24 protein-coding genes and 1 tRNA gene are annotated in these 24,705 nt (G+C 67.0%); 14 read left to right on the top strand and 11 right to left on the bottom strand.

What is annotated here, in order from left to right; translation table 11 throughout:
* Positions 1-44 precede the first annotated feature (44 nt).
* Positions 45-2,954 carry a serine/threonine-protein kinase gene (locus KF907_RS00355; RefSeq protein WP_291216932.1) on the top strand — a complete coding sequence of 970 codons (2,910 nt, stop codon included), beginning with the start codon at positions 45-47 and terminating at the stop codon, positions 2,952-2,954.
* Positions 2,955-3,042: 88 nt separating this feature from the next.
* The gene (locus KF907_RS00350) at positions 3,043-5,145 is read left to right on the top strand and encodes a S9 family peptidase (RefSeq protein ID WP_291216930.1); all 2,103 of its coding nucleotides are present in this window, start codon (positions 3,043-3,045) and stop codon (positions 5,143-5,145) included.
* A 144-nt stretch (positions 5,146-5,289) separates the two neighbouring features.
* Here KF907_RS00350 and KF907_RS00345 read toward each other — a convergent pair whose 3' ends face one another.
* The 3 genes from KF907_RS00345 to KF907_RS00335 are packed head-to-tail and all read right to left on the bottom strand — an operon-like array spanning position 5,290 to position 7,957.
* The gene (locus tag KF907_RS00345; RefSeq protein ID WP_291216928.1) at positions 5,290-6,594 is read right to left on the bottom strand and encodes a sensor histidine kinase; all 1,305 of its coding nucleotides are present in this window, start codon (positions 6,592-6,594) and stop codon (positions 5,290-5,292) included.
* Between the two features lie 2 nt (positions 6,595-6,596).
* Positions 6,597-7,256, bottom strand: a complete 660-nt coding sequence (locus tag KF907_RS00340; RefSeq protein WP_291216925.1) for a response regulator transcription factor — start codon at positions 7,254-7,256, stop codon at positions 6,597-6,599.
* Complete coding sequence (locus KF907_RS00335) at positions 7,256-7,957, bottom strand: PepSY domain-containing protein (RefSeq protein WP_291216923.1); 702 nt, start codon at positions 7,955-7,957, stop codon at positions 7,256-7,258. The genes KF907_RS00340 and KF907_RS00335 overlap by 1 nt, the downstream gene beginning before the upstream one ends.
* 118 nt (positions 7,958-8,075) lie before the next feature.
* Between KF907_RS00335 and KF907_RS00330 the strand changes: the two genes are divergently transcribed.
* Complete coding sequence (locus KF907_RS00330) at positions 8,076-8,735, top strand: PepSY domain-containing protein (protein WP_291216920.1); 660 nt, start codon at positions 8,076-8,078, stop codon at positions 8,733-8,735.
* Positions 8,736-8,835: 100 nt separating this feature from the next.
* Here KF907_RS00330 and KF907_RS00325 read toward each other — a convergent pair whose 3' ends face one another.
* From KF907_RS00325 to KF907_RS00315, 3 genes are all read right to left on the bottom strand, one after another.
* The gene (locus tag KF907_RS00325; protein WP_291216917.1) at positions 8,836-9,225 is read right to left on the bottom strand and encodes a SirB2 family protein; all 390 of its coding nucleotides are present in this window, start codon (positions 9,223-9,225) and stop codon (positions 8,836-8,838) included.
* A gap of 3 nt (positions 9,226-9,228) precedes the next feature.
* Entirely contained in the window at positions 9,229-10,422 is a 1,194-nt protein-coding gene (locus KF907_RS00320; RefSeq protein WP_291216914.1) for an NnrS family protein, read from the bottom strand.
* A gap of 188 nt (positions 10,423-10,610) precedes the next feature.
* Entirely contained in the window at positions 10,611-11,390 is a 780-nt protein-coding gene (locus tag KF907_RS00315) for a helix-turn-helix domain-containing protein (RefSeq protein ID WP_291216911.1), read from the bottom strand.
* A gap of 368 nt (positions 11,391-11,758) precedes the next feature.
* Here KF907_RS00315 and KF907_RS00310 point away from each other — a divergent pair, with 368 nt between their 5' ends.
* The gene (locus tag KF907_RS00310; RefSeq protein WP_291216908.1) at positions 11,759-12,931 is read left to right on the top strand and encodes a phosphoglycerate kinase; all 1,173 of its coding nucleotides are present in this window, start codon (positions 11,759-11,761) and stop codon (positions 12,929-12,931) included.
* An 83-nt stretch (positions 12,932-13,014) separates the two neighbouring features.
* On the opposite strand, the gene KF907_RS00305 is transcribed toward KF907_RS00310, so the two are convergent.
* From KF907_RS00305 to KF907_RS00290, 4 genes are all read right to left on the bottom strand, one after another.
* Positions 13,015-13,821: a M23 family metallopeptidase gene (locus KF907_RS00305; RefSeq protein WP_472843807.1), complete on the bottom strand. Its 807-nt coding sequence runs from the start codon at positions 13,819-13,821 to the stop codon at positions 13,015-13,017.
* Complete coding sequence (locus KF907_RS00300; protein ID WP_291216905.1) at positions 13,821-15,155, bottom strand: dihydroorotase; 1,335 nt, start codon at positions 15,153-15,155, stop codon at positions 13,821-13,823. Before KF907_RS00300 ends, KF907_RS00305 begins: the two co-directional genes overlap by 1 nt.
* Positions 15,152-15,418, bottom strand: a complete 267-nt coding sequence (gene yidD / locus KF907_RS00295) for a membrane protein insertion efficiency factor YidD (RefSeq protein WP_291216902.1) — start codon at positions 15,416-15,418, stop codon at positions 15,152-15,154. Before yidD ends, KF907_RS00300 begins: the two co-directional genes overlap by 4 nt.
* Before the next feature lie 97 nt (positions 15,419-15,515).
* Positions 15,516-15,974, bottom strand: a complete 459-nt coding sequence (locus tag KF907_RS00290) for a hypothetical protein (RefSeq protein WP_291216899.1) — start codon at positions 15,972-15,974, stop codon at positions 15,516-15,518.
* Positions 15,975-15,990: 16 nt separating this feature from the next.
* On the opposite strand from KF907_RS00290, the gene dksA reads away from it, so the two are divergent.
* From dksA to KF907_RS00270, 4 genes are all read left to right on the top strand, one after another.
* A complete protein-coding gene (gene dksA / locus KF907_RS00285; protein WP_291216896.1) occupies positions 15,991-16,470 on the top strand; it encodes an RNA polymerase-binding protein DksA in 480 nt (159 codons plus the stop codon).
* Between the two features lie 100 nt (positions 16,471-16,570).
* Positions 16,571-17,944, top strand: a complete 1,374-nt coding sequence (gene glmM / locus KF907_RS00280) for a phosphoglucosamine mutase (protein WP_291216893.1) — start codon at positions 16,571-16,573, stop codon at positions 17,942-17,944.
* A gap of 41 nt (positions 17,945-17,985) precedes the next feature.
* Positions 17,986-18,921: an isopenicillin N synthase family dioxygenase gene (locus tag KF907_RS00275; RefSeq protein WP_291216890.1), complete on the top strand. Its 936-nt coding sequence runs from the start codon at positions 17,986-17,988 to the stop codon at positions 18,919-18,921.
* 144 nt (positions 18,922-19,065) lie between these two features.
* Positions 19,066-20,610: a hypothetical protein gene (locus KF907_RS00270; RefSeq protein WP_291216888.1), complete on the top strand. Its 1,545-nt coding sequence runs from the start codon at positions 19,066-19,068 to the stop codon at positions 20,608-20,610.
* A gap of 18 nt (positions 20,611-20,628) precedes the next feature.
* Here the strand turns inward: KF907_RS00270 and KF907_RS00265 are convergent, their stop codons facing one another.
* Complete coding sequence (locus KF907_RS00265; protein WP_291216885.1) at positions 20,629-21,444, bottom strand: SDR family NAD(P)-dependent oxidoreductase; 816 nt, start codon at positions 21,442-21,444, stop codon at positions 20,629-20,631.
* Positions 21,445-21,576: 132 nt separating this feature from the next.
* On the opposite strand from KF907_RS00265, the gene tpiA reads away from it, so the two are divergent.
* The 6 genes from tpiA (at position 21,577) to KF907_RS00235 (ending at position 24,680) form a co-directional block, all read left to right on the top strand.
* Entirely contained in the window at positions 21,577-22,335 is a 759-nt protein-coding gene (tpiA, locus tag KF907_RS00260) for a triose-phosphate isomerase (RefSeq protein ID WP_291216882.1), read from the top strand.
* Between the two features lie 15 nt (positions 22,336-22,350).
* Entirely contained in the window at positions 22,351-22,806 is a 456-nt protein-coding gene (secG, locus tag KF907_RS00255) for a preprotein translocase subunit SecG (RefSeq protein ID WP_291216879.1), read from the top strand.
* Between the two features lie 6 nt (positions 22,807-22,812).
* Positions 22,813-22,897, top strand: a tRNA-Leu gene (locus KF907_RS00250).
* A 71-nt stretch (positions 22,898-22,968) separates the two neighbouring features.
* Complete coding sequence (locus KF907_RS00245; RefSeq protein WP_291216876.1) at positions 22,969-23,325, top strand: NADH-quinone oxidoreductase subunit A; 357 nt, start codon at positions 22,969-22,971, stop codon at positions 23,323-23,325.
* Positions 23,316-23,870, top strand: a complete 555-nt coding sequence (locus KF907_RS00240) for a NuoB/complex I 20 kDa subunit family protein (protein ID WP_472843806.1) — start codon at positions 23,316-23,318, stop codon at positions 23,868-23,870. The genes KF907_RS00245 and KF907_RS00240 overlap by 10 nt, the downstream gene beginning before the upstream one ends.
* A gap of 90 nt (positions 23,871-23,960) precedes the next feature.
* Positions 23,961-24,680: an NADH-quinone oxidoreductase subunit C gene (locus KF907_RS00235; protein ID WP_291216870.1), complete on the top strand. Its 720-nt coding sequence runs from the start codon at positions 23,961-23,963 to the stop codon at positions 24,678-24,680.
* Positions 24,681-24,705 lie beyond the last annotated feature (25 nt).

Genomic DNA, 24,705 nt, shown 5'->3' with positions numbered 1-24,705 from the left:
CCCGCAACGGTTCGTTTCGCGTGGAAGCATGCGGAGGTGTCGCAGTGACTGCCGATGATGCAGCCGAATGGGCCACGCTGTCCGCCCTGTTCGATGAACTGAGCGAACTCGACGAATCGGCGCTTGCCGCGCGGATGTCCACCCTGCGTGCCGAGCATCCGCAGCGTGCGGCGCGGCTTGCTGCGATGCTCGCCGCCGACGCGGCGCAGACCGGCGTGCTCGACCGTTCACTTGACGAGGTTGCCCCCGAGCTGCACCGAACCTTGCGCGACCGCGGCTGGGAAACGCGCGCCGGTACCGTGCTGGGACGTTATCGCCTGATCGAGCCGATTGGCAGCGGCGGCATGGGCGAGGTCTGGCGTGCCGAGCGTGCAGACGGCGAATACCGTCAGGGCGTCGCGATCAAGTTGCTCAAGCGTGGCATGGACACGCAGGCGATCCTGCGACGATTCTTGCAGGAGCGCAGCATCCTTGCCCGCCTGCACCACCCCGGCATCGTGCGCCTCCTCGACGGCGGCATGGACGCGCAGGGGAGCCCCTACTACGTCATGGAACATGTCGCCGGAACGCCGGTCACCCTTCATGCGAAGGCCGCCGCGCTGGACGTGCGTGCGCGCGTGGCATTGGCGGTCAAGATCGCCGAGGCGGTGGGTTACGCGCACGCCCAGCTCGTCGTGCACCGCGACATCAAGCCATCCAACGTGCTTGTCGATGCGGCCGGCGAACCGCATCTGCTCGACTTCGGCATCGCAAAGCTGCTCGAGATCTCGTCCGAGCAGACCGAGACCGGCACCGGTATGCGCGTGTTGTCGCCGGCCTATGCAGCGCCCGAGCAGATCCTCGGCGAACCAGTCGGTACCGCGACTGACGTGTACGCGCTTGGCGTGTTGCTTTACGAAATGCTGACCGGACAACTGCCGCACCGGCGCGCCTCGCGCAATCCCGAAGTGCTCGCCGCCGGGATCGCACATGAGTCGACTGAGCGACTGGGCGATGCCCTGATCCGCTCCGGAAATGCACAGGAGCTGTACGGCATGCGTGCCGATGCGCGCCGCCTCGCGCGTCAGGTCGGCGGTGACCTCGATCTCGTCGTCGCCACGGCCATGCACGGCGATCCACAGCGGCGCTACCCGACAGCGGTGGCGTTCGCGGACGATCTGCGCAACTGGCTCGAGGGCCGGCCGATCTCGGCGCGTCCCGACAGCGCGCGCTACCGTTTCGGCAAGTTCGTGCGTCGGCATCGACTGGGGGTGTTCGCTGCGGCCGCCGTCTTGCTCGCCCTCTTGGGCGGGCTCGGTGCTGCACTGTGGCAGGCGGGAGTGGCACGAGCGGCTGTCGTGCGTGCCGATGCCGAGCGCGACGTCGCCCACCAGCAAGCCGAGCGTGCCGAGCGGGTCAAGGAGTTCGTGCTGACCTTGTTTCGCGAACAGGACCCGATGGGTCGCGCACGGGCGAAGGCGCGCACGATCCCGGAACTGATCCGCGATGGCATCGCCGAGGTCGACGTGGGTTTGGCGGGCGATCCGCTGCTGCAGGCCGAGTTGTTGCGCGATCTCGGCCAGATCCAGGCCAGCCTTGGCGACACCAAGGCCGGCACTGCGACACTCGAGCGTGCGTGGAAGCAGCAGGTCGACCTGGTCGGCGCCGATGATGTAGCGGCGATCCAGGCACAGGCGGCGTATGCCGCGGCGCTGCTCGACGTGGAGTCTGCGAAGGCCGAACCATTGTTGCGCGAGGCGGTTGCGAAGCTGGCAGGAGCGCTTGGTCGCGATCATGAGAAGGTGGTCGCGGCCGAAGCCGCGCTGGTGCGCATCGCCACGCTCAACGGGCGTCACGACGAGGCGCTTGCACTGGCTCGCCACGGGCTCGATGTGGCCGAACGCACGCATGGCAAGGGGCATCTGCAGACCGCGGCGGGGATCTATCAGATAGGTGTCATCGAGGGCGTCATGGGGCGCTACGACGACGCCTTGCGGACGTTCGGCGAGGGACTCGCGATCGTCGAGAGGAACCGTGGCGCCGGGCACGTGCGCACGGTTGCGTTCCATTCCCAGATGGGCGATCTGTTGCGCTACCAGCGACGTTTCGGCGAAGCCGTTACGCACATCGAGAAGGCACTCGCGATCGCACGCGAGCAGTTGCCGCCGCGACACCCGATGATCGGCGGTGTGCTGTTCCGGTTGGCGGACACGCAACGACGCATGGGACGCTTCGACGCCGCCGAAGCCTCGTTTGCCGCGGGCGCGGAAATCCTCGGGGTCGACAGGGGCGCGCACTATGCACAGTTGATGCAGGGCTACGCGGTGCTCGCGTCCATGCAGGGCCAGTACGCGCTCGCCATCGAGCGTATGCGGATTTCGGTCGAGATCTTTCGCAAGATCACCGGTGAAAGCACGCATACGCTGCTGACTGAACTCATGCTGGTCGACGTGCTTGGCGCCGCCGGCAGGCTGGACGAGGCCGATCGCCTCGCCAGCGATACCGCGGCGGCGGTCGCCTCGACCATGACGGCGAATTCCTATGAAGCCGCTTTCAGCGCGTCGGTCATCGGGTCCCTGCGTTTTCGCCAGGGGCGGCATGCCGAAGCGCTGGCGCTGCAGCGGCATGCGCTCGACTACCTGCGCGGGCATTACGGGGAGGCGCACCTCGACGTCGCCGAGCAACGTCTGAGGATCGCACGCACCCTGTTTGCCGCCGATGCGGTCGCGTCGGCAGGCGAGGTCGATGCGCTGCTCGACCTGGCCGAACCCGTCATCGCTGCCGATGGGACCAAACCATCCCTTGGCGCCGAAGTTCATCTGCTGCGCGCCGAACGGGCTCTGCGTGCCGGCGACCGCGTGCTTGCTCGCGGTCAGGTGGCCAAGGCCGAGCGACTGGCAGACAGCGACCACGCCGACACCAGCGAACTGGACAAGCGCATCGCGAACCTGCGCCGCCGCGTCGGCGTGGATTGAGGGTGTTCCGGCCCCCGACTCTCGACACTTGCCGTACGTGCCGCCGTCACGTATCACCTGGGAATCGCCACCCATGGGGGTTTGTTCGATGAAGCATTGGCTGCTGGTTCCGCTCGCTCTCGTCGCTGCCTGGCCGCTCGCCGCAGCCGAGCGCAAGACGATCACCCACGAGGACCTCTGGCAGATGCCGCGCGTCGGCGCGCCGCAGCTGAGTCCGGACGGGCGGCTCGCCGTTTTCTCCGTGTCCGAGCCTTCGTACAAGAAGGACGAATCGGTCAGCGACCTCTGGCTGGTCCCGACCGATGGCAGCGCGCCGGCGCGCCGTCTCACCGGCGACAAGGCCGGCGAAAGCGGTGCCGCGTGGAGCCGGGATGGTCGACGGATCGCGTTCGCGGCCAAGCGTGGCGACGACAAGCAGGCGCAGCTTCACGTGCTCGATCTCGCCCAGGGTGGCGAGGCGCTACGGGTGACGAAACTGTCGACCGGCGCGTCGTCGCCGGTGTTTTCGCCCGATGGCACACGCCTGTTGTTCAGTAGCCACGTGTATCCGGACAGCAAGACCGACGCCGACAACGAGCGCCTCGCCAAGGAAGAGGAGGATCGCAAGTACAAGGCGCGTGTCTACACGGGTTTCCCGATCCGCCACTGGGACAAATGGCTCGACGGCAAGCAGGCGCGCCTGTTCGTGCAGACGATCGGCAGTGGCGAGGCACGTGATCTGCTTGCCGGCAGCGAACTGGTCAAGCTCGCCGGCTATTCGCTGCCCGACGGTGGCGCGGTGTGGGCGCCGGATGGCAAGTCGGTCGTGTTTTCGGCCAGCCGCAATCGCGACCGGGCGGCGTGGTCGTTCACGAATTCGGATCTGTTCGTGGTGCCGGTCGACGGTGGCGAGCCGCGACGGCTGACCGGCCGGGATGTACTCGATGCCGGCGACAGCTTCGGCAATCCGCGCTTCAGCCGGGACGGCAAGACGCTGTTCGCCACCATCCAGCCGTACACCGGAAAGGTCTACAACGCCTCGCGCATCGCCGTGTTCGACTGGCCGTCGATGCGCGAGCGTGGTCGGATCGAACTGCCCGAGGGCCGCGACATCGGCAGTTTCGGCGTCTCGCCAGACGGCCGCCGAGTCTTCATCACGGCCGAGGATGCGGGACAGGAGAAGCTCTACGAAGCCACGGTGGGCGCAGGCATGGCCAGGCTGGTTGGCTCGCCGAAGCAGGGCACGTGGGCGGCGCTCGCCGTGGGCGGCACGCGCGAACCGGTACTTGTCGCCAGCTACGAGAGCGCGACCGAACCGGCCGAGATCGTGCGTCTCGACGTGCGCGGTGGCGCGCACACGCGGCTCACCGCGTTCGCCGTTGCGCGCGCGGCGACGCTCGACCTTGCCCCGGTCGAGCACTTCCGAGTCGACAACGCGCGCGGACAGAGTATCCACAGCATGCTGGTCAAGCCGCCCAAGTTCGACCCGGCGAAGAAGTATCCGCTGCTCGTGCTGATGCACGGTGGCCCGCATACGCAGTGGCGCGACCAGTTCGTGCTGCGCTGGAACTATCATCTGCTCGGCGCGCAGGGCTATGTGCTGCTGCTGACCAACTACGTTGGTTCGACCGGCTTCGGCGAAGCCTTCGCGCAGGCGATCCAGGGCGATCCGCTGAAGGGCCCCGCCAGCGACATCAACCTTGCCGCCGACGAGGCGATCAAGCGATACGCCTTCATCGACGCGAGCCGCCAGTGTGCCGGCGGTGCGAGCTATGGCGGGCACCTGGCCAACTGGATGCAGGCAACGACTACGCGCTATCGCTGCCTGATCAGCCATGCCGGCCTGGTCAACCTGGAAACGCAATGGGGCACGAGCGACTCAATCTACGGGCGCGAAGTCAGTGCCGGCGGGCCGGTGTGGGAGCAGGCAGCGGTTTGGCGCGAGCAGAATCCGATCCGTCTTGCAGCCAACTTCCGCACCCCCGTGCTGGTGACCTTCGGTGAGAAGGACTATCGCGTGCCGCTCAACAACGGCCTGGAGTACTGGTCGGCATTGCAGCGGCAGAAGGTCGAGAGTCGTTTCATCGTCTTCCCGGAGGAGAACCACTGGGTGCTCAACGGTGAGAACAGTCGATTCTTCTATCGCGAAGTTGGCGACTGGCTCGCGCGCTGGCTCGATGATGTGAAGCCGGTTGCTGCCAAGGGTGATTGATCGAGTGAGAAGCATCGCCCATGAACGGGCTCCTGCGGCGAGGGTGTCCGCAGTGCCCCTTCGCCGACGGTCCGGCATTGCGGGGACGCTCTGGAGCACTATCCCTCAAGTGTCTGCAACGAGGGCGTGGCGAGCACGGGACGGTCAGCGCGGCAAATGCAGGCGCGCACACAGACCACCTGACCCGTGGCGTTCGAGTTCGAGCGTGCCTTCGTAGGTGTGAGCAATGTCGGCGACGATGGCCAGGCCAAGGCCTGAGCCGTCGACGGTTTCGTCGAAACGCTGGCCGCGTTGTGCGGCGCGTGCGAGTTGTGCATCGTCGAGGCCAGGCCCGTCGTCGACGATCTCGATCGTGCAGTGCGTACCTTCGCCAGCGATATGGACTGCGACGCGTGAACGCGCCCACTTTCCCGCGTTGTCGAGCAGGTTGCCGAGCATTTCCTCGAGGTCGGTTGTATCGCCGCGCCAGTACACTGCGGGCGTCGCGGCGAAGTGCCAGTCGAGGTCGCGTGCGGCATGCAGGCGCCGCATCAGGTCTAGCATCGTGGCGATGCGAGCAGTGACATCGACACGGCGCCGCTCGCCGGCACCGCTGCCGGCGCGTGCGAGGTGGCGCTCGATCAGGGCATTCATCGCCCGCATCTGTGCAGCGATCGTGTTGCGGTCGATCGTGCTGCCATTGTTTTCGACGGCGAGCAGGGCCAGCGGCTTCTTCAGCGCATGTGCGAGATCCGCGGCATGGCTGCGCGCACGCGCGACGACGCGTGCATTGCGCGCGAACAAGCCGTCGAGTTCACGGGCGAGCGGATCGAGATCGCTGCCGTAGCCCTCGCCGACGCGCGTGCGTGTGCCGCCATCGACCTCGGCGATCGCTTCACGCAGGCGGGTCAGCGGGCGCAAGCCGACGCGTACCTGGATCATGGCCATCACCGCCAATGTCGCCAGCAACCCGCCGAACGCGGCAAGCAGCAGCGTGTCGATGCGTTCGAGCTCACGGTCGACCCCCGCGGCGGGGCCGAAAGTGCGCAGGACAACGTCACGGCCGCCGACGCGCAGCGTGCGCGCAACGCCGATCAGGGCCTCGCCGCCCGGGCCAAGCGCGCGGAGGATGTGCTCATCGCGCGCGGAAACCGTGATCGCACCGACCTCGTCGTCCCAGACCGAGCGTGAACGCAGACGTCCGTCGCCATCCTCGGCCAGCCAGTACCAGCCCGAAAAGATGCGGTTGAAGTCATCTGCCGAGCGGGTTTCCTCGTGCACGAGGCGACCGTCCATATCGCGCACCAGGCGCGCAGCGATGCGTTCGGCACGTTCGTCGAGGCGCTGGGCATGGCCGCGCTCGACGATCGCGTGCAGGTTCGTGCGCAGCACGAGGCCACCCGTCAGCGTGATCACCAGCGCGGCTGCGAAACCGATTGCGAATACACGCCAGGCCAGACTGCTGCGCATGCTTATCCGGCCGTGAGGCGGAAACCGAGACCGCGTTCGGTGTGGATCAACGCGCGACCCAGCTTGCGGCGGATGCGCCCGATCAGTACGTCGATCGTGTTGGAATCCGGATCGAGGTCGCGTGCATAGACGTGCTCGCCGATCTCACTGCGGCTCACCACCTGGTCGGGACGATGCATCAGGTAGGCAAGGATACGCTGCTCCTGTGCGGTCAGCGCGAGTGGCTCGGAGTCGAGCGAGAAGCGTGCGTTGAGGGTGTCGTAGCTCAGCGGACCGACGCGCAGCACGCTGTCGGCATGGCCACCCATGCGGCGTATGAGCGCGCGCAGACGCAGCACGACTTCGCCAAGCTCGAACGGCTTGGTGAGGTAGTCATCTGCACCTGCACCGAACCCGGCGAGCTTGTCGTTCCAGCGCGTGCGCGCGGTCAGGATCAGCACCGGCATCGTGCAACCTTGTTCGCGCCAGTGATGCAGCACCGAGATGCCATCGCGTTGCGGCAGTCCCAGGTCGAGCACGGCTGCGTCGTATGTCTCCGTGCAGCCGAGGAAGGCCGCGCTGTCGCCGTCGGCGGCCGTCTCGGCGATGAAACCGGCGTCGCCAAGCACCGCGCACAGGCGATCCGCCAGCTCGCTGTCGTCCTCGACGATGAGGACGCGCATCAGTTGCCTCCTTCATGGCCGAGCACGACGCCACTGACCGCGTCGACGCGCACCTCGAACCTGCGGCCATCGTCGGCGCGCACGTCGATCTCGTAGTAGGGGTGGCCGTCGATGGCGCGTTCGAGCTCGACTTCGACGATCGTGCCCGGATAGGCGGCAGCCAGCCGGTCGAGCACATCGGGCAATGCCATCATCGCAGCAACTGGCTTGCGCACGTGTTCGTCGAGGATGCGTCCATTGGCGGCGTCGACAGTCAGTTCGAGGGCGCGTCCGTCGTCGCGCAGCAATTCGATTTCGTAGACCTCGCGGCCGTTGCGATCGCGCTCGAGTTCGACATCGACGATCTGACCGGAGTGGCGCGTCAGCAGGTCACGCAGGATTGTGGCGAATGGGCGTGCGCCAGCACCGTGGACAAGGCCGGCATGTGCATCGATGAACTCGCCGGTGGCGGCATCGACGTGCACGTCGAGCCGGCGGCCGTCGGTTCCGACCAGTTCGATGTCGTAGATGCGCCGGCCATCTCGCGCGCGCTCGAGCTCGACATCGAGAATGCGTCCCGGGTAACGCTCCTGCACGGCGGCGAGAATCGACGAAAGCGGGCGGATCTCGCCGGCTTCGACGGCATCTCGCACGGTGCCAGGATCGTCACCATGGGCGCTCGTGGCGACCAGCAATGTCATGGCAAGGAGGCGGGCAATCATGGGCGGATGCTCGATACGCGGGAATAAACCGAGTGTGAACGATGCCGTCAACACCGGTTTATCGGCAAGGGGCGATCCTGCTTCCGCGGCACCCGCCGACATAGCAATGGAGCTTCCCATGAAAAACCCCGTTTCCCTCGCCATCGCACTGGCCCTTCTTGCCCCGGTCGTCGTTTCGGTCCATGCCTCGGAGGAGGCGACCGCGGCCACAGAACCCGTGGCGACCGCACCCGAGGCGCTAACGCGCATCGCCGCCACTGGTTACCACGCGATCTACGATCTCGCGTTCCGTCATGGTCTGTGGTCGGCCGAGGCAACGACGCTCGACGGTCGCCGTGTCGATGTCGTCGTCGATGGCGTCAGCGGTGCGGTTTGGGCTGTCGGTAGCGCGACCGCCCCGTTCCTCACCGCCGCGCAAGTCCGCCAACGCCTCGTCGTGGCTGGCTACACGCAGATCGACGATCTTGAGTTTGACGACGGTGCATGGGAAGCCGAGGCGCGCAATCCCAGCGGCCAGCGCGTCGACCTCGTCATTCACCCCGTAACCGGTGCAGTGCTCGCCGAAACTCCACGTGGTTCGTCCAGCGCGCCCGCGGGCCTGCTCAGTGCGGCCGAAATCCGCGCCGCCCTCGAAGCAGCCGGTTACACGCAGATCCGCGACCTCGAGTACGACGATGATGGTTACTGGGAGGCCGACGCGCGCAATACCCAGGGCCAGCGCGTGGAATTGCGCATCGATCCGCGCACCGGCGCGGTCCTGCACGAAGAGCGCGACTGAACCCAGGACGGCATCGCCGCGCATTTGTCCGGCGATGCCGTCGAAGCGGCGGCGGGTTGATCGCGCAGCGGCGACGTACCTGCAGCGGCAGTCCTCCGCGTCAAGCCAGGATGCCGAGCGGATGGTGCGCGCGTGCGACGCTGATGATGGCGAGGTACACCGCCAGTGCGGCGGCGAACGCGATAGCCTTGCTCGTGCGTGTCGGCGCACGGCGCAAGGCAAACACGCCGAGCACGATGTAGACGACGAGCAGGCAGACCTTGACCGTCAGCCAGCTGTGCACGAATGGATACTGGTGCAGGATCACGACCAGCAGCAGGGCGCTGACCAGCAGGGTGGTGTCGATCAGATAGGACAGCCAGCGCAGCACGACATGGTTGCCCCGTTGCGAACCGGCGAGCACGAGAATCCCGCGCAGCGCGAACAGGCCGCCGGACAGGACGACGCAGAGGATGTGCAGGATCTTGATCGAAAGGTAATGCGTGGCCATCGTTCAACCCGGTTTGCCGTCGATGCGGGGAGTGAGGTAGATCATCGCCGATCGCAGCACCCACGGCAGGAAGGCAACGATCCAGGCTGCCGCCGCGATGGCGAGCCAGGCGCCAGGATCGCGGGAGAAATCCGCAAGCACGCGCAGCAATACCACGCCCTGCACGCCGATGAAGGTAACCCAGGGCAGCGTGCCCATGACCAGCGGCCTTCCCGAATGTCCCTGGGTGACGCGGGTGACCATGGCGACCAGCATCGAGCCGAAGTAGCCGACCGTGAGCACGTGCACGGGCACGCGCGGTGGGACACCGGGCAGGTCGAGCAGCAAGGCGAGCGATTGCCACGCGTACAGGGCGAAGGCGACCGGCAACCAAGCCAGGGCGATGTGCAGCACCGCGAGCAGGCCGGGACGACGCGCCTTCCATGGTTGCCAGGCCACCACGTGCCAAGCGAACAGGGCGAACAGGCCGAGGTCAGCCAGCCAGCGCCACTCGGGCGCGTGGGCCAGCGTGCAGGCGGCGTGCGCGGCGAGCAGCAGCCACATTACCGGCAGGCTCCACGTCGGGCGCACCACGCGATAGCCCGGGGCGACATTGCCGCTGAAGAACGGAATCATGCGGTGGCAGACGGTGAAGTACACCGGCAGCAGCAAGCCGATCACGCCGAGTTCGATCGCCGCCGGGGCCAGCGTCGCCGGTGCGCCGAGCGCGAAGGCGAGGAACAGGCCCTGTGCAACCAGGCCACAGGCGAGCGCGCTGATCGCGCTGATGGCATGGCGATCGCGGCGACCGCTGGCACGCAGCACACCGGCAAGCACGGCGAAGGCGAGGGTATGCCCGCTGAACACGAACAGCAGGCCGATGACGAACAGTGCGTGCGTGCCGAGCAGGCCCGCGTGCGCGAGCAGGTAGCCGCCGAAGGTGCAGGCGAACACCGGCACGTAGGCACGACGGCTCAGCGCGGGCCGGTCCAGCCAGCGCGGGAACACGGTAAGCAGGAAGCCGAAGAAGAACATCGGCAGCATGCCGAACACCAGCATCACCGCGTGCGCCCAGCCGGCCGGTACCGGAGGCGCGGGCTGCGGCACCGGCCAGCCCCAGCGCCAGCCGGCGAGCACCAGCGCCCACCAGGTCATCGACACCAGCACGGCGGTGACGCCGGCGAAGAACATCAGACGGTGCGGTGCCGCGGCCAGCATGGCAGCCAGATCCGCCGGTGCTGGCCGCGACCCCACGGGGCGATCAACCGACATGTGCAGTGGAAGCATTTGCGCCAGGCGGGAAGGTGAGACTTGGCCGGTGGCGACGATGTGTGGGCATGGCGACACTTCGATCGGAGAACGTCTGGATTGTCACGAGCCTGCGCCGGTCGCTGCCCTGATCTGCATCAAGACGGGGGCAGTACCCCGTTCTCCGCGCCTGGAGCGAGGGTTGCGGCGATCGTTCGCAGGCGCTCGATCGAACGCAGCTCGACCTCGCGTTCATCTACCCGCAGCAGGCCCTCGTTCTGGAAGCGGCGCAGCACGCGACTGACCGTCTCCGGTGCGAGGCGCAGGTGGTTGGCAATGTCCGAACGCGGCATGCCGAGGCGGAAGCGGGTCGGCGAGAAGCCGCGCGCGGCGAAGCGTTCGGACAGGCGGAGCAGGAAGGCGGCAAGGCGCTCGTCGGCGCTGTGGTCGCCGGTCAGCAGGGTGATCTTGTTGATGTCGGCACTGATCAGGCGGAACAACTGCTGCTGCACATGCGGCATCTTCGTCGCCAGCAAGGCCAGTGCCGGGAACGAGAAGCGGCACAGGTACACGGTATCGAGCGCGATGGCGTCGCAGGGATAGCGCGCCGGATGGATCGCCGAGAGGCCGATGAACTCGCCAGGCAGGTGGAAGCCGAGCACCTGCTCGCGGCCCTGCACGTCGATCGTGCGCGTCTTGACGATGCCGGCGCGTACCGCATAGATCGACTCGAATCGGTCGTTGGTGCTGAAGATGCGATCACCGGCGTGCAGCGGGCCGGTGTGCTCGACCAGACAGTGCAGTTCGGCGAGTGCAGCCTTGTCGTAGCCACTGGGCAGGCACACGGCGCCGAAGGCGCAGGTCGAACAGAACTGGACATCATTGCCATCGCCCGGGCCGGGGTCGAGTGGCGCGGGCTGCAACGCATGATTCGACACGCCATTCCCCATCTGCTTGCCAGAAAGGCCGCGGGGCACCGTGCACCGCCGTGGCCACCCCCGGATGATACAAAAGCGCGACGTTCGCCGGCAGTCACATGCGACATCACTGCACAGCGCTGCGGCATGCAAGGATGTTCTGATCAATCCAGAAACGGCGTAACCGTCCTGTGCGGGCGCAGATCAAGGCGCGACGGCGAAGCCAGACCGGCCGTCCGTCGAGCCGGCGCAAGGCCGCGCTGCGAACCTTGCGGATGTCATGACGCCATTGCGGGATTGATCAGGGCACCCCACGGGCCGGTTTGCAAAGCGTTGTTGCTGCCGCTGTAATCGGCGGATTCTGTACCGTTCCCGCGAGGATATTTCAGATGCCCATCGTGCGCATGAGCGATCTCGACCTGGCCAATCGACGCGTGCTGATCCGTCAGGATCTCAACGTGCCGATCGAGGATGGACGCATTACCTCCGAGCAACGCATCACGGCATCGCTGCCGACGCTGAAACTCGCCCTCGAAAAAGGCGCGACCGTGCTTCTCATGTCGCATCTCGGTCGACCGAAGGAAGGCGTGTGGAGTGCCGAGGACTCGTTGGCGCCGGTCGCCGCGCGCCTCGGCGAACTGCTCGGTCGCGAGGTGCCGCTGGTGCGTGATTGGGTCGATGGCGTCGAGGTCGTTCCCGGTTCGATCGTCCTGCTCGAGAACTGCCGCATGAACGTTGGCGAGGGCAAGGACGACGAGAACCTGTCGAAGAAGTATGCGGCGCTGTGCGACGTCTTCGTGATGGATGCCTTCGGCACCGCGCATCGCGCACAGGCTTCCACACATGGCGTCATCCGCCAGGCGAAAGTTGCCGCCGGCGGCCCGCTGCTGATGGCCGAGCTCGACGCACTCGGCAGGGCACTCGAACATCCGGCGCGTCCGTTGCTGGCCATCGTTGCCGGCTCGAAGGTCTCGACCAAGCTTAGCCTGCTCGAGAACCTGGTCGGCAAGGTCGACCAGCTCATCGTCGGCGGTGGCATCGCCAATACCTTCCTCGCCGCCGCAGGTCATCCGGTCGGCAAGTCGCTGTGCGAGCCTGACCTCATCGACACCGCACGACGCATCGTCGCCGCGGCCCATGCGCGCGGCAGCGACGTGCCGCTGCCGGATGACGTCGTCGTTGCCACGCAGTTCAAGGCCGACGCCCCGGCGACCGTGAAGAACGTCACCGACGTCGCTGCCGATGACATGATCCTCGACATCGGCCCGAGAACCTCGGCGCGCTACGCGGAACTGGTCGCAAAGGCCGGCACGGTGGTGTGGAACGGCCCGGTCGGTGTATTCGAGTTCGATGCTTTCGGCCATGGTACCGAGACGCTGGCGCGCGCGATCGCAGCATCGGACGCGTTCTCGATTGCCGGCGGTGGCGACACGCTTGCCGCGGTCGACAAGTACGGCATCGCCGATGCGGTGTCCTACATCTCGACCGGCGGCGGTGCCTTCCTCGAGTTCCTCGAAGGCAAGGAGTTGCCGGCCGTTGCCGCGCTCGCTGCGCGGGGATGACGGGATCGGCCACATCCGCATTTCGTACCCTGCAGCGCGCAGCCGATCAGCGCAGCAATGACAGGACTCCGGTCATTCCTGCGTCACCGTCCACGTTCGAGTACCAGTTGCGGGTCGATGCGCACGTTGAACCAGTTCATGCCCCAGTGCAGGTGCGGGCCGCTGGCGCGACCGGTGGCACCGACGGCGCCCAAGGCCTGGCCCTGTTCGATGCGTTCGCCCACGTGCACGTCGATGCGCGAGAGGTGCAGAAAATTGCTGCTGACGCCGTGACCGTGGTCGAGGACGATGGTGCCGCCGGTGAGATAGAGGTTGGCATCGGCAAAGCTGACCACGCCGCCGGATGGGGCGACGACCGGGGTGCCGGTCGGGGCTGCGATATCCATGCCGGAGTGCGCGTTGCCGGGCTTGCCGTTGTACACACGCTGGTTGCCGAAGCGACCGCTGATGCGGCCTTCGACGGGACGCACGAAGGTCGCGGCAAAGTCGGTGCGCTCGTCGTCGCGCTCGCGTGCGGCGGCGACACGAGCCTGTTCGCGGCGGATGCGTTCGGCAATCTCCGGCGGTGGTTCGACCGTCTTCGGCGGCACGCCGTCGACCTGCTCGACCGGCCAGTCGCGCGTGAACACTTCGATGGAAACTGTCCTGCGTGCACCGTCGGGTGTTTCGACGGCGACGGCGAGCGGTCCCTTCTCGTCGCGGCCGACGCCGAACACGACCGTGCCCCAGGACGTCACGCGCAGCACGCGTCCACCATGGCGCACGACACTGCCGGCCGGCACCCTGCCGAACACCAGCGCGCCTTGCGAGACTCGTGGCGGAAACACGACATCCGCGGCGAACGCCGACGGCGCTGCGAAGGCGAGCATCATCACGATAGCGAGACGCATCAGCGCGCGAACGCCAGGCGCTGGCCGCGCACGCTGTCGTCGAGGCAGCCGGCGTGCCAGCCGAGCAGGCCGTTGACGAAGGTGGCGACGATGCTGGAGCGGAACGTGGTGCCCTCGAACGGCGACCAGCCGCATTTCGACAGGACCTCCTCGCGCGTGACCGTGTGCGGCTTGTTCGGGTCGACGATGACGAGGTCGGCTGCAAAACCTTCGCGCAGGTAGCCGCGTTCACGCACGCCGAACAACGTGGCCGGGGCGTGGCTCATCGCCTCGACCACGCGCTCGAGCGTGAGCTTGCCGTCGAACACGCGTTCGAGCGCGCATTGCAAGGCGTACTGCACCAGCGGAAGGCCCGATGGGGCCAATGGATAGGGGTTGTTCTTCTCGGCGAGCAAGTGTGGCGCATGGTCGGTGGCGAGCACGTCGATGCGTGTGTCGGCGAGCGCCGCGATGATGCTTTCGCGGTCGCCGGCGGTCTTGATCGCCGGATTGCACTTGATCAGGTGGCCGAGGCGTGCGTAGTCCTCATCGCAGAAATGCAGGAAATGCACGCAGGTCTCGGCAGTGATGCGCTTGCCGGCGACCGGGCCTGGTTCGAACAGGGCGAGTTCGTCGGCGGTGGAGATGTGCAGCACGTGCAGGCGCGCATCGTGGCGCCGTGCAAGTTCGATGGCCAGGCGCGTGGATTGGATGCAGGCCTCGCGCGAGCGGATCAGCGGGTGTTGGGCGGCCGGGATGTCTTCGCCCCAGCGTTCGCGAGCCTTCGCCTCGTTGGCGACGATCGTCGGCGTGTCCTCGCAGTGGGTGATGATCGGCACCGGCGCGTCGCGGAAGATCGCGTCGAGCACGGCCGGGTCGTCGACGAGCATGTTGCCGGTCGAGGCGCCCATGAACACCTTGAGACCCGGCACCGTGGCCGGGTCGATTGCGCGGATCTCGTCGAGATTGTCGTTGGTGGCACCGAAGTAGAAAGCATGGTTGACGCGCGAACTGGTTGCGCCACGTCGGTACTTGTCCTCGATCGCTTCACGTGAGACCGCCGGCGGCTTCGTGTTCGGCATCTCCATGAAGCTGGTGATGCCGCCGGCCAGGCAGGCCCGCGATTCGCTGGCGATGTCGGCCTTGTGCTCGAGGCCTGGCTCACGGAAGTGGACCTGGTCGTCGATCACGCCGGGCAGCAGCCAGGCGCCGGCGGCATCGAAGACCTTCTCGCCGGTCATCGCCGTGAGGTTCGGGTCGATGCGCTCGATGCGACCGCCGCGGATGCGCAGGTCGGCCTCGAAACGGCGCCCCTCGTTGACGAGCGTGGCATTGATGATGAGGCGGTCGGTCATGGCGGGCCTTCGTTGGATGTTGGCTGTTCGCGGCGGGGCAGCCAGCGGAATTCGACGGGGACCGGATCGTGGCCGCCATCGCACAGCGGATGACAGCGCGCGATGCGCGCCGCACCGAGCCAGCAGCCGCGCCATGCACCGAAGCGCGCGACGGCGACCCGCGTGTAATCCGAACAGCTCGGATGGAAACGGCAACGCTGCCCGAGCAATGGGCTGATCCAGCGCTTGTAGAAGGCGATCGGGACGAGAATCAGGCGGGACACGGAAGGCTGCCGTCAATCGCGCGCAAGCGCTGGCCGCGGCGGGAAAAACTTCGGTTGCCGGGGGCGGATTCTTAGGCTATAACACGCGGCCGCCGGGTCACAAGGTAAGTTCGGAGATGGCGAAGACGAAGCCGAAGCAGCGCTCGAATGCCAAGCCTGCCGCAAAGGCGAAGCCGGCAGCGAAGACAAAAGCCAAGGCCGCGAGCAGGGTCGCGAAGAAGGCGCCCGCCAAGGCTGCCAGGCCGGCGGCGAAGCCGAAGCGTCCGGTCGCCGCAAAGAAACCTGCCGCGAAGGCAACACCGGCGCGCAAGCCGGCAGCGCCCGCGAAGCCGGCGAAGAAGGCAGTACCCTCCACGGCGCGCAAGTCCGTCACGCAGGCAGCGAAGCGGCCCACAGCGAAGGTCGTGACCAAGCCGTCGTCGGCGAAGACGAGCGTGCCGGCGTCCCCACCCTCCACGAAGACCAGCAAGAGTTCCGTGACTGCAACGAGCAATACGAAAGCCGCCAATCCGAAAGTCGGCAATACCAAGACTGCGCCCGTCGGTGCATCGGCCACGCTCAAGGCTCGTGCCGTGCCGCCCGCACCGCCGGCCGACAGCGTGACCATGCAGGATGGCCGCTATGCGCTGCCTGCGACGACCCGCATCGACCTCCCCAACGGCTATCGTCCGTCGCCGAAGGAGGAGTACATGAATCCCAAGCACCTCGAATTCTTCCGCCGCAAGCTGCAGACCTGGCGCGAGGATCTGGTCGAGGAATCCAAGCAGACCATCGAGAACCTGCGCGACGAAGTGCGCGACGTCGGTGACGAGGCCGAGCGCGCCACGCGCGAGACCGAGAACTCGCTCGAACTGCGCACGCGCGACCGCTACCGCAAATTGATCGCCAAGATCGACAAGGCCCTCAAGCGCATCGAAGAAGGCCGCTACGGTTTCTGCGAGGAAACCGACGAGGAGATCGGTCTCGATCGGCTCGAGGCCCGCCCGATCGCGACACTCTGCCTCGATGCACAGGAGCGCTGGGAGCACCGCCAGAAGCAGATGGGCGATTGAGGGTGGAGCCGCAAATCGGGAATGGAGGATGGGGGATCGTGTATTTCCACGATCCCGTAGCGAACCATCCTTCCGTGATGCGCTGCTCCAACCATTCCCCATGTCCCATGCCCCATTCCCCGCTTACGTGAAACGTTACTTCGGCACCGACGGCATTCGTGGCCGCGTCGGCGAGTGGCCGATCACGGCGGACTTCATGCTCAGGCTCGGGCGCGCCGCCGGCGCGGTGCTGGCACGCGGAGGCGACAAGCCGGTCGTGTTGATCGGCAAGGACACGCGCGTGTCCGGCTACATGTTCGAATCGGCGCTCGAGGCCGGCCTGCTCGCCGGCGGTGCCGACGTGCGTCTGCTCGGGCCGATGCCGACCCCGGGCGTGGCCTATCTCACGCGCTCGATGCGCGCCGATGCCGGCATCGTCATCAGCGCCTCGCACAACCCTCACCACGACAACGGCGTGAAGTTTTTCTCGGCGATCGGCGAGAAGCTCGACGACGAAGTTGAACACGCCATCGAGGCGGAGATCGACGCCCAGTTCTCGACGGTCGCATCCGAGGCCGTTGGCAAGGCGGCGCGCATAGACGATGCCTCGGCACGCTACCTCGAGTTCTGCAAGTCGACCGTGGCGCGCTCGTTCCACCTGCATGGTCTGCACATCGTGCTCGACTGCGCGCATGGCGCGACCTACCAGATCGCGCCGAAGATGTTTGCCGAACTCGGCGCGCGGGTGAGCGCGATCGGCAACCGCCCCGACGGGCTCAACATCAACCGTGAGGTCGGCTCGACGCATCCGGCGGCACTGGCGCAGGCCGTGGTCGAGGCCGGCGCCGACCTCGGCATTGCCTTCGATGGCGATGGCGACCGCCTGCAGATGGTCGATCGCCACGGCCGCCTCATCGATGGTGACGAACTGCTATGCATCCTCGCGATCGACTGGCATGCGCAGGGCCGCCTGCGCGGCCCGGTGGTCGGCACGCTGATGAGCAACTACGGTCTCGAGCAGGCCATGGCCAGGCTCGGCGTACCGTTCCTGCGCGCCAACGTCGGCGACCGCTATGTCATGCAGGTGCTGCGCGAGCGCGCCGGTGTGCTCGGCGGCGAGACCTCCGGCCACATCCTTTGCCTGGATCGGGCGAGCACCGGCGACGCCATCGTCAGCGCCCTGCAGGTACTCGAGGCACTCGCGCGCAGCGGACGCACGTTGGCCGAGTGCGCGGACGACATGCGCAAGGTGCCGCAGACCACGGTCAACGTGCGCGCGGCCGGTGGCGCCACCCTGGTTGCCGATCCCGCTGTGCAGGACGTCCTCGCGCGCGTGCGCGCCGAGCTCGAAGGGCAGGGGCGTGTCGTGTTGCGCCCGTCCGGTACCGAGCCACTGGTGCGCGTCACCGTCGAGGCCGGCGACCCCGAGCTCGTCGCGCGTCTCGCCGACGAACTCGCTGGCGCGGTGCGCGCTGCTGCCGCGCGCGTTTCCTGAGCGGATCGGCGAGAATGGGGCATCCTGCCGGAGGCGCCCACATGAAGCACGTCCCCACCCTCGACATCCGCCGCTATGACAGCGATCGCGACGCCTTCGTCGCCGAGATCGGCGCGGCCTACCGCGAATTCGGTTTCTGCTGCATCAGCGGGCACGGGATCCCGGCGGCGGCGATCGATGGCGCCTACGATGCGTTCCGGCGCTTCTTCGCCCTGCCTGCCGAAACAAAGCTCAAATACCACGTGCCGGGTGGCGGTGGCGCGCGCGGCTATACACCGTTCGGCATCGAGACGGCCAAGGATTCCAAGTACCCGGACCTCAAGGAGTTCTGGCACATAGGGCGCGAGATCGCGCGTGATTCGAAGTATGCCGAGGTGATGCCGCCGAACCTCTGGCCCGACGAGGTTCCGGGCTTCCGTGAGCATGGCTATGGCCTCTACGAGGCACTCGACGCGCTCGGCTCGCGTGTGCTGTGCGCGCTCGCCCTGCACATCGGCTTGCCCGAGCACTATTTCGCCGACAAGACGAATTTCGGCAACTCGATCCTGCGTCCGATCCACTATCCGCCGATCACGGCCGACGACATCCCGAACGTACGCGCCGGCGCCCACGAGGACATCAACTTCATCACCCTGCTGGTCGGCGCGAGCGCGGCCGGCCTGGAAGTGCTGACGCGCGAGGGCGAGTGGCTGCCGATCACTACCCAAGGCGACGCCATCGTGGTCAACATCGGCGACATGCTGCAGCGCCTGACCAACCACGTGTATCCGTCGACCACCCACCGCGTGACCAACCCGCAGGACGAAAACGCGCGCAAGCCGCGCTACTCCGTGCCGTTCTTCCTGCACCCGAACCCCGACGTCGAACTCGACGTGCTGCCCTCGTGTGTGACGCCCGACAACCCGAAGCGCTATGCGACCTCGATCACCGCACACGAGTACCTGCTCGAGCGCCTGCGCGAGATCAAGCTGATTTGAGCATGTCGTCCCCGCACGCGGCGGGAGTCCCCGCGGTGCCGGCGCGTCCGGCACGGAACGTCGTTGCCAGCGTAGTCATGGTGGCCGCCGTGCTCGCGCTGGCGCGCGCTGTTCGACGCGTACTTCATGCTCGACGATTTCGGCATGCTCGCAATCGCGCGATTCGTCGACACGCCGATGCAGTACTTCGTCGCCGACCACATTCCCGGCAGCACCTACTACCGACCTGTCGGCATGCTGGTCTGGTGGTTGACGGAACGGGTGTTCGGCACTTCGGCCGCGTTGCACTATACGTTCAACCTCGCGCTGCATGCGGCAGTCGGGGTGCTGCTCCTGCGTGTCCTGGCAAGGGCAGGCTTGCGTACCGGCCTGTCGTTCCTGCTCGCGTTGACCTTCACCTTGCATCCGGTGTCGATCGGCACGACGGCGTGGCTGTCCGACCGCTTCGACCTGCTCGCCGCCCTGTTCGGCCTGCTTGCGCTGCGTGCGGGCATGCTGCATGCCGGGTCGCGGCGGACCAGCGACGGCATCGTCGCGCTGATGTCGCTCGCGCTGGCCTTGCTGTCGAAGGAGATCGCGTACTCCTTCGCGGCGGCGCTGTTCGCGTGGTGGATGCTCGGCGGCCGGGAGGATTGGCCGGAGCGGCGGCGTTGGCTGTTCGCCCTGGTCGTGCTCGTGCTCGCCTGCGCCGTCTTGCGTGGCTTCGTCATTGCCGATGCGGGTGCAGCCAAGATGCTGAAGCATCGCTCGCTGGTCGAGACCTTCGCGCTGGGGATGCACGGCTGGTTTCAGGGCAGCCTGGCGCACCTGGGCTACTGGGAACGCCTGGGCGAGTGGAAGCGCTTCACCCTCGTCATCGGATTGGCGATGCTGTGCGCTGCCTCGCTGTTCGCCATGTCGATGCCCTGGCCGCGTGCGCGCGTGCGCCTGGCGCTGGTCGGCGCGATTCTGTTTGCGCTGCCGGGACTGCTGCAGGTGCCGCTCCTCGCCGTGGTCGATCTTCGCGTCGGGTTGGCCACCGAGACCGTGCTGCTCGTGATCAATTCGCGCTACTTCTATACGGCGGCAATCGGCCTGGTGCTGCTCCTCGCCGCCGTGCTGATGCCCATCACACAGTCGCGGCCCGCCTTCCGCGCAGCCGCGGCCGTCGCCATGATCCTGCTGGCGGTTTCCTGGGTCGGCGCTGCACAGCGGCTCACCGTCCAGCATCGCGACGAGACACGTCGGCAGGGTGAACGGGTCGCCGCGGCGAATGCCGCGATCGCGCGGGCCGTGTTGCCGCAGCCGTGCCGCATCTTCCTGCTCGGCACGGACGACTGGACTTTCCACTGGATTTCCGACGAGGCGATCAAGGGCAGCATTGCCGACGCCGACTTCGCGCGCGTGTCGGCGTGTCTCATCCAGACGGAACACGTGCCTTGGTACCACATCGTTCCACGCGGCAGCGTCGACGTATCGCGGCTTGCGCCGCTTGCGTTGGCGCGCGGACTGGAAGGCATCGAATCGCGTCTGCGCCTGGGGTCGGCCGAAACGATCTCGCTCACTTTCAAGACAGGCATCGATGCGCGTGACATCCGCGACGCGCTGTTCCTGGCCTGGCGGGACGGGGAGTTCGTCGATGTCGGCAGCGAGGTCGAACAGGGCCTGCTGAGCGTCGATTTCGTCTGCAATCGCGAGTGCGTGCCGTGAGCCCGTGGCGAGGCTGACTCAGTCGGCGGACGCCTTGCGGAATTGCCGGCTGCGCCGCCCGATCATGCGCAGGGCGAGGCGGTCGGGCAGCAGCTTGAACAGGGTCTTGATCGTGCGGTTGACACGGCCGTTGACGTACACGGCCTCGCCGCGTTCGACTGCGTCGAGGCCCTGGCGGGCGACGGTGTCGGCGTCCATCCACATCCAACGCGGCAGCTTCGACATCAGCGCGCGTGAGCCGGTGACGTCGTGGAATTCCGACCAGGTGAAACCGGGGCAGACGGCACAGGCGTGCACGCCTTCATGGGCGTATTCGAGAGTCAGTGCCTGCGACAACTTGACCAGGTAGCTCTTGGCGCCGGCATACAGGGTCTGGCCGGCCGAGCCCGGCACATGGGCGGCGAGCGAGGCGACATTGACGATGCGCCCATGCCCGCGCTCGCGCATGCCGGGCAGCAGGCGATGGCATAGCTCGGTCGGCGCGGTGACCAAGACCTGCAGGAAGGTCGCCTGCACCTCCCAGGGTTGGGCGAGGAAGTAGCCGGTCACGCCGTAGCCCGCGTTGTTGACGAGCATGTCGATGGCGAGTCCGGCACGTGCGGTTTCCCCCGCCAGGAAGGCCGGCGCGGCCGGATCGGCGAGATCGCAGGGCAGGGTGCGCACGTCGATGCCGGCGCTGGCGCGCAGTTCGCCGGCGAGCTGGTCGAGGCGGTCGGCGCGGCGCGCGGTCAGCACGAGGTCATGCCCACGACGCGCCAGTTCGCGCGCGAAGGCGCTGCCGATGCCGGCCGAGGCGCCGGTGACGAGGGCGTAGCCGCGCGGTTTCGCGTTCATGCCGGATTCCGTTGGATGATCGGATCACGAGGGTAACCGCAGCCGTACACCCGGTGATACGCCGCCCCCGGCGTTTGCGGCGTCCGGTCGGCACGGCTATCCTTCGCGGCCCTTTCGCAGGGCCTTGCCACGATGCGCCGCAAGCTGGTCGCCGGAAACTGGAAGATGCACGGATCGCGCGCGATGGCGCGCGAACTGGTCGACGCGCTCGTGCCGGCTGCGACCGGCACGGTAGAGGTCGTCGTGCTGCCGCCGTTCCCGTATCTCGCCGGTCTCGTCGAGGCGCATGCCGGCGCGGCGCTCGCCTTCGGCGGCCAGGATCTCAGCGAGCATGCGCAGGGCGCGTACACCGGCGAGGTTTCTGCCGCGATGCTGGCCGACATCGGCTGCCGCTACGTGCTGGTCGGGCATTCCGAGCGCCGCCAGTACCACGCCGAAACCGATGTCGTGGTCGCACGCAAGTTCATGGCCGCACAGGCGGCCGGGCTGGTCCCGGTACTGTGCGTCGGCGAGCTGCTCGAACACCGCGAGGCCGGTCGGACCGAGGCCGTGGTCGGCGCCCAGGTCGAGGCGGTCATCGCTGCGGCCGGCGTCGCCGCCTTCGCCCATGCCGTGGTCGCCTACGAGCCGGTGTGGGCGATCGGCACCGGCCGTACGGCCACGCCGGACCAGGCTCAGGAGGTCCATGCCTTCCTGCGTGGAAAAATTTCGGCGCTCGATGCTACAATCGCCGACTCGCTGCGCATCCTCTACGGTGGCAGCGTGAAGGCCGCCAATGCCGGCGAGCTGTTCGCGAGGCCCGACATCGATGGCGGGCTGATCGGCGGCGCTTCGCTGGTGGCGGCCGATTTCTTGGCGATCGTCGATGCGGCTCGGAACGCCGCGCTTTAAGGTGCAAACGCAGTAATGCTTTCGATCATTGCCCAGGTTTTCTACGTGCTGATCGCAGCCGCGATGATCACGCTGATCCTCATGCAGCGTGGTGCCGGTGCCAATGCAGGCTCCGGGTTCGGTGGCGGCGCGTCGGCGACCGTCTTCGGTGCGCGCGGTTCGGCGAACTTCCTTTCGCGCAGCACGGCGGTCCTTGCCACTTTGTTCTTCCTGCTCAGCCTCGGCATGGGCATTTTCCACGGTCGCCCGGGTGCCGTCGGCGTCACTTCCGACGACCTTGGCGTGATGTCCGGCGTTTCGGTGCAGCAGCCTGCACCCGCGTCCGGTGAAGTCCCGGCGGCGACGCCGGTGGCGGAGCCGGCTGCGGACGCCCCGGCCCCGGTGCCCGCCGATCTGGCGCAACCGGCCGCCGAGGCAGGCCAGCCGGCCGACGTGCCGAAGCCCGAGGAGAAGGGGAAGGACGGAGCTTGAAGCGTTGCCCAGGTGGCGGAATTGGTAGACGCACTACCTTGAGGTGGTAGCGGCGAAAGCTGTGGGGGTTCGAGTCCCCCCTTGGGCACCAAACTGAAAGTAACCGTCGTTGTCGTGAGGCTTGCGACAACCGCTGATGCGCCGCCAGGCGCGGAGGTGCGTGTGCTGACCGAGTATTTTCCGGTACTGCTGTTCCTCTCGGTGGCAGCCGTGATCGGCGTGGCCCTGCTGGTTCTCGGCAACCTGTTCGGGCCGAAGAAGCCGGCTGCAGAGAAGGCCGCGCCCTACGAGTGCGGCTTCGAGGCGTTCGAGGACGCGCGCATGAAGTTCGATGTGCGCTACTACCTGATCGCCATCCTGTTCATCATCTTCGATCTCGAAATCGCCTTCGTCATCCCGTGGGCGGTCGTCTTCGACAGCCTCGGCCTGTTCGGCCTGATCGAGATGGGCGTGTTCGTCGGGCTGCTCGTGCTCGGCTTCGTCTACGTCTGGAAGAAGGGAGCGCTCGAATGGGAATGAGCGACACCATCAGCCGGGTCATGCACAACCCGACGCCGTCGGGTCCGGTCGACGACATCCTGCGCCCCGGTGACGACAACCCGCTGCTCGAGCGCGGCTTCGTCACCGCGCGCCTGGACGAGTTGGTCAACTGGGCGCGCACCGGCTCGATGTGGCCGGTCACGTTTGGCCTGGCCTGCTGCGCGGTCGAGATGATGCATGCCGGAGCCGCGCGTCTGGACCTCGACCGCAACGGCGTGATCTTCCGCCCGTCGCCGCGCCAGTCCGACGTGATGATCGTGGCCGGCACCCTGGTCAACAAGATGGCCCCGGCGCTGCGCAAGGTCTACGACCAGATGCCCGAGCCGAAATGGGTGATCTCGATGGGCTCGTGCGCAAACGGTGGTGGTTACTATCACTATTCCTATGCAGTCGTGCGCGGCTGCGATCGCATCGTGCCGGTCGACGTCTACGTGCCGGGCTGCCCGCCCACGGCCGAGGCGCTGATCCACGGCATCCTCCAGTTGCAGAAGAAGATCCGCCGGACCAATACGATCGCGCGTTGAGCGCGCGGCCACCCGCAACGAACAACGCGCGGGCATGAAGCCCCGTGTCGAGGCCGCAGGATGCAACCCAATCGAAGCGGCAGTGAAGCGATGACAGCAACCCCATCCCCGTTCGCGCAGAAGCTCGAAGCCACGCTGGGCCAGCGCCTCGTGTCGCTCGTCGAACGCCTTGGCGAGACGACGATCGAGGTGCTGCCGGAGAACTGGCTCGCCGTCGCGCGCAGCTTGCGCGACGATCCCGCCTTGCGCTTCGACGTCATCATCGACGTCTGCGGCGTCGACTACCTTGGCTATGGCGAGGGTGAGTGGGACACCAGTGACGTCTCCTCGGAAGGCTTCTCGCGCGGCGTCGAGGGCGCCGGGCCGGGTCGCTTCCGCTGGGAGGATCGTCCGCGCCCCGCTGCGATCCCGCGCCGTTTCGCCGTCGTTGTCCACCTGCTGTCGATCGAACACAACCAACGCCTGCGCCTGCGCGCATTCTGTACCGACGACGACCTGCCCGTGCTGCCCTCGCTGGTCGAGGTGTGGCCCGGGGCCAACTGGTTCGAGCGCGAAGCGTTCGACCTCTTTGGCATCGTCTTCGAGGGTCATCCGGACCTGCGCCGCATCCTCACCGATTACGGTTTCGTCGGGCACGCCTTCCGCAAGGATTTCCCGCTGATCGGCAACGTCGAGATGCGCTACGACCCCGACAAGCGGCGCGTCGTTTACGAGCCCGTGTCGATCGAACCGCGCGTGCTCGTGCCGCGCACGCTGCGCGGGGATTCGCGCTACGAACAGGCCAACGCCGAACGCGAGGCGGGGAAATAAGCCGTGGAGGAAATCCGTAACTACA

Origin of the sequence: Dokdonella sp., from assembly GCF_019634775.1 — a bacterium.
Lineage (GTDB): Bacteria > Pseudomonadota > Gammaproteobacteria > Xanthomonadales > Rhodanobacteraceae > Dokdonella.
This window is presented reverse-complemented; position numbering and strand designations above follow the sequence as displayed.